This is a genomic window from Moraxella lacunata, assembly GCF_002027545.1.
In the GTDB taxonomy this organism is placed as follows: Bacteria; Pseudomonadota; Gammaproteobacteria; order Pseudomonadales; family Moraxellaceae; genus Moraxella; species Moraxella lacunata.
Window position 1 is genome coordinate 1 of the sequence record NZ_MXAN01000090.1, and the last position, 5,074, is coordinate 5,074.

At 42.0% G+C, this 5,074-nt stretch carries 5 protein-coding genes; all 5 read right to left on the reverse strand.

Translation table 11 applies throughout. The features are described from left to right. Positions 1–17 precede the first annotated feature (17 nt). Positions 18–1,469, reverse strand: a complete 1,452-nt coding sequence (gene murC / locus B5J94_RS11825) for a UDP-N-acetylmuramate--L-alanine ligase (RefSeq protein ID WP_062501038.1) — start codon at positions 1,467–1,469, stop codon at positions 18–20. Between the two features lie 171 nt (positions 1,470–1,640). Next, on the reverse strand, positions 1,641–2,165 hold the full coding sequence (locus tag B5J94_RS11830) for a GNAT family N-acetyltransferase (RefSeq protein WP_062501036.1): 525 nt from the start codon (positions 2,163–2,165) through the stop codon (positions 1,641–1,643). Positions 2,166–2,333: 168 nt separating this feature from the next. Next, complete coding sequence (murG, locus tag B5J94_RS11835) at positions 2,334–3,416, reverse strand: undecaprenyldiphospho-muramoylpentapeptide beta-N-acetylglucosaminyltransferase (RefSeq protein WP_062501034.1); 1,083 nt, start codon at positions 3,414–3,416, stop codon at positions 2,334–2,336. Between the two features lie 257 nt (positions 3,417–3,673). Then, entirely contained in the window at positions 3,674–4,306 is a 633-nt protein-coding gene (locus B5J94_RS11840; RefSeq protein ID WP_079364153.1) for a YiiX/YebB-like N1pC/P60 family cysteine hydrolase, read from the reverse strand. After that, positions 4,288–4,692, reverse strand: coding sequence for a DUF4878 domain-containing protein (locus tag B5J94_RS11845; protein WP_062501030.1), 405 nt, complete (start codon positions 4,690–4,692; stop codon positions 4,288–4,290). Before B5J94_RS11845 ends, B5J94_RS11840 begins: the two co-directional genes overlap by 19 nt. Positions 4,693–5,074: the final 382 nt, after the last annotated feature.

The following is a 5,074-nucleotide window of genomic DNA, read 5'->3' on the forward strand; positions in this document are numbered from 1 at the left end:
GTTGTGGTTTATGGTATCTATAAATACAAATTATTATCCCGCAAATCCAAACAAATCTGCCCCACATTACCCGCCCCTTGCGTGATAAGCAGGTCATTGGCGTGTAGGGTAACTTTTAGCACTTGGGCGATTTGTTCTTTGTCATTGACACTTAGCACAATCGGCTCAACCTGCCCACGCTCACGCAGTGAACGAGCCAAATCGTTGCTACTCGCCCCCTTAATCGGCTCTTCGCCAGCACTATACACATCCAGTAAAATCAGCTTATCCACCTGCGACAACACATTGACAAACTCACTAAAACAATCTCGTGTACGGCTGTAACGGTGTGGCTGAAACATCATCACCAAACGGCGGTCAGGATAGCTTTGGCGTGCCGCCTTAATGGTCGCTTGCACTTCGGCAGGGTGATGACCGTAGTCGTCAATGAGTAGGATATTGCCCCCGTCATGGCTTACGTCCGCTTGCTGTTCAAAGCGTCTGCCCACGCCTGCAAATTTGCCCACCGCACGCACAATCGCTTCATCGTCCACGCCTTCATCGGTTGCCAGCGTAATCGCCCCCAAGGCATTTAGCACGTTATGCTCACCGGGGATATTTAGGGTCAGGCGAAGCGGTTCACGGTCTTTGCGTAGCACCGTAAAATGCGTGCGAGTGCCGTCCACCACCACGTCCACCGCTTGCACGTCATTATGCTCTTTAAAGCCAAAAGTCAAAACAGGGCGAGCAATGTCATCAATCATGCCGTATAGCTCATCATCATCGCCACACACCACCGCCAACCCATAAAACGGCATATTGTGTAAAAACTGAATATAGGCTTGTTTTAGCTTGTCAAAACTACCGCCATAAGTATTCATGTGGTCTTCGTCAATATTGGTAACAATGCTCGCCATAGGACGCAAACTCAAAAATGACGCATCGGACTCGTCCGCTTCCGCCACAAGGTATCGGCTACTGCCCAAAGACGCATTTTTGCCAGACGCATTCAATTTACCACCAATCACATAAGTCGGGTCAAGCCCCGCTTCGGTGAGCATCATGGTCAGCAGGCTTGTGGTCGTGGTCTTGCCATGAGCCCCTGCCACCGCAATACTGTGGCGGTATCGCATCAGCTCTCCGAGCATATCGGCACGGCGAACCACGGGCAGTCGGGCTTGCAAGGCGGTCTGAATCTCGGGGTTCGTTTTATCAATGGCGGACGACACCACCAGCACGTCAGCGTTTTTGATATTAGACGAATCATGCCCGATAAATACCGTAATGCCTAGGCTCTCTAAACGCTTGGTAACCACGCTTTCTTTAATGTCCGAGCCTGTAACCGTATAGCCTTGATTGGCAAGCACTTCGGCAATACCGCACATACCTGCCCCACCGATACCAACAAAATGCACGGTGTTAATCCGTCTCATCTCTGGGATTTCAATAAGTTGTTTGGGTAGGGTTTTGATGTTGGCTGAATTTGGCATAACTTTTTCTCTTTTTAGGTGTTAAATGGGGTTGGTAAATAATTACCATGATTTTTTATTTGGATAACTTTTAATTTAAAATACCCAATTCATTTAAAATTTAACTGTTAATATATAAATCAAATTTAATTTAACAAATTAAGGCAAATATTTTACCCTACAATTTTCAAATCAAAACCGATACATATAAACCGCATGGTTAATAATATCGCCATTGACGTTTTCATTATTGGCAATGATACCACAAAACTCAAACCCCAATCGCTCGGCAACTTGTCGGCTTGGGGTGTTATGCTCACCTGCCTTAATATCCACCACGTCCATGCCATAGGCATGTTTGGCAATATCCATCATCGCACGCACGGCAAGGGTCATGATACCACGCCCTTGATAATCTTGGTGTAGCCAATAGCCAATCTCTGCCTTTTTTAGATGATGATAAATGTTGTTTAAACTCACCGCCCCAATAATTTTATCATCATAAATAATATGGGTATGAATGGCTTTATCATCGGCATATTGGTGCAGGGCAAATTTGACAAATTCACGATAGCTGTTTTCGCTAAAATCATTCGCCCACGGTAGCCATTTGCCCAAATATTCTTTTTGAGTATTGACAATATCATTCATTTGACTGGCAAATGATGAATGCACCAAGGTTAGGCTTAATGCGTCGTTGATTTTATGGTAAAACATTTTTTAACTCATCAAAAAAAGGTATTGTGAATTAATGATACTTTTGGTTAATTTGCAGGGGCAAATTGCAATTTTCCCTATGATAAAGTATTGATTTTTAGGCAAATGTAATTCACTCCTACACGTCCACTTCAAAAATATCTTAATCAAATAATGCCAAACAACAAACTAGCCCTTAACCACACGCTCCACAATATCCGCCACTTGTGTGGTTGTGTCTGTTTTGGCAAAGACTCGGGCGTTATTTGCCATGTCTAGGCATTGTTGGCGGTCAAGATTGCCTAGAATCTGTGCAAGTTTTTCGCCCGACAGCTCATGTTGGGGCAACAAAATCCCTGCCCCATGCTCGGTTAGACTCTTGGCGTTGGCGGTTTGGTGGTCGTCCACAGCGTGCGGTAGCGGAATAAAAATCGGAGCAACGCCCACACTGGCAATCTCGGTTACCGTCAAAGCTCCTGCCCGACAAATAATCACGTCCGCCCAACTGTACGCCTGTGCCATGTCATCAATAAACGGCATGACTTCAAACACATGACGGCTTGTGTCAATCCCTGCTTGCGAGTAGGCGACTAACATGGCGTTGTGGTTGTCCTTACCGCATTGGTGTCGCACGGTTAGGGGCTTGTCCGACAGTTTTAAGAGTTCCACCACCACTTCGTTAATGGCTTTTGCCCCAAGCGAACCGCCCACCACCAGCACCTTTAAAGGTGATGTGTCCGCCACGTCATAACGCTCGCTTGGCGGTGTGGCGTTAATAATCGCAGTGCGTACGGGATTGCCCACCGTGATGAGCCTGTCGCCCATGCCACTAAATGCCCCGTCAAAGGCTTGTAGCACTTTTGCCGAGTGGGGAGCTAGGGTCTTGTTACTCATGCCTGCAATGGCGTTTTGCTCGTGAATGATGAGCGGTTTGCCTGATAATTTGCTCGCCAATCCCCCCGGTACAGTCACATAACCGCCAAAGCCAATAACCACATCTATATTATTGTTTTTGATGATGTTTTTGCTTGCCATGACTGCTTTAAATAGCATAAAAGGCAATTTAATCGCCCGAGCCAATCCCTTACCCCGCAAGCCCTGCATATCAATATGGTGCATGGTGTAGCCGTGTTTGGCGACAAGCTCATTTTCCATGCCGTTTGGCGTACCAAGCCAATGCACGACTGCCCCACGAGATGTCAGCTCGTCCGCCACCGCCAACGCAGGGAAAACGTGTCCGCCTGTACCTGCCGCCATAATCAATACATTCATCGTTATTCTCTAATTTAAAATTTAACCGCCTATTTTGTAACAAAATGGGGGAAATTACAAGGGAAAAATGAGTGGGTGGGTTTTATATTGGTATTGGTACACCCTAATTTATTTCTAAATTATAAAAAATCATGAATCATCCATGATACATTTTACAATACAGAACAATCAAGAAATTTTTTAGCAACTTTATGGAGTGTTATAGTTACCTGACCGCTTGATATTTAAATAAATCTTAAAAACCAAACTTCTCTAATTTATTCTTTATAAATCAATCTTGAACCCACATTTTCATCAACAAGAGCATTTGGATATAAGATTTCTCCATGCAAGCCAAGTATGTCAATTTGTTGCCATTGTAATGAATGATAAATAGATTTGGGCAAATGATTGGCAATCAATGTTGTGCAATAAACACCTTGAACTTTTTCGTTTTTTACGGACAGAAAAAATGGCTCACCCATCTGCATCTTTGTATTTTTGATAATTTTTTCAATGTCTTCACTGGTCAATTTATCATTCCTATAAATCGCCCATCCTTTGGCGAGTTTTGGCTGAACAAACTCAGACAGTGTTGATACAATAACTTGGTTTGGTTTATCCTTTTTGTCATCAGTGGTGGCATGAATGATTAAAATTCTTGGCTCTACTTGTATAATTAAGCCCACATGAGAATATTGACTACCACTTAAATTTTTTATCAGTTCACTTTCATAAGCCGTGCCTTGACGCACAATAAAATCACCCAGCTTAACATTATTACGAACCCCATCTTCATTATAAAAATAAAAATTGCTGGATGGTACTGATGATTTTATCAATAAAAAAACACAAACCATCATTAATGATTTGTGTTTTTTAAGTAATATCATTATAAATTGACTTTCCATTCTTTGCCAGAACGAATAACACGCACATTTTCGGTTTGTGATTTTGAACCATCATTTTTAAAATGAACAACTATCTTAACACGACCTGTGCCATTTGGTTCATCAATCTGACTCGACTCTACCACCACTTCTTTTAAGCCACCTTTTCTATCCGATTCTTCTTTTGATTTTATGGCAGCTTGCTTTAATTTACCACTAACAATCTCTTGGGTGCCATCTTTTTTGGCGTTTTCAGGCATGTTAATTAACTTTATCATGTTATCCACATCGCCTTTATAGCCGTACTCAATAAATTTCTTGGCAACATTTTCTGGTTTATTACCGCCGCCACACGCGATTAATGCAATGCCAAGCAAAGCAATGGCAACAAACTTTACTAATTTCATAACATCTCCTATTTTATAAAATAAAGTGGTAATAATATAGCAAAATAAATTTTATCTTGCAAGTTAAAAAAATAATTCTCAACAAAAAATAATTTCATACTCCAATCCTAACTGATGTATTAATTTTACAGATTATTAGGGCGTATTGAATATTGGTATTTGCAATGAAAAATGCCTGTTAAAAAAGTAGGGGAATCGCCCGTTTTTCAAGGAAAAATCCTTGTTGATATTGAAATATTAATAAGGATTTTGACTTCGAGCCACAATCCGACCACTTAACTGGGTAAATTTTAAGATTTTAACTTAACTTTTTTAAATTACACTCTGCAAAATGAAAAAGTACCACGGTTTCCGTTCGTGGTGAGCCATGCCTACCCATGAC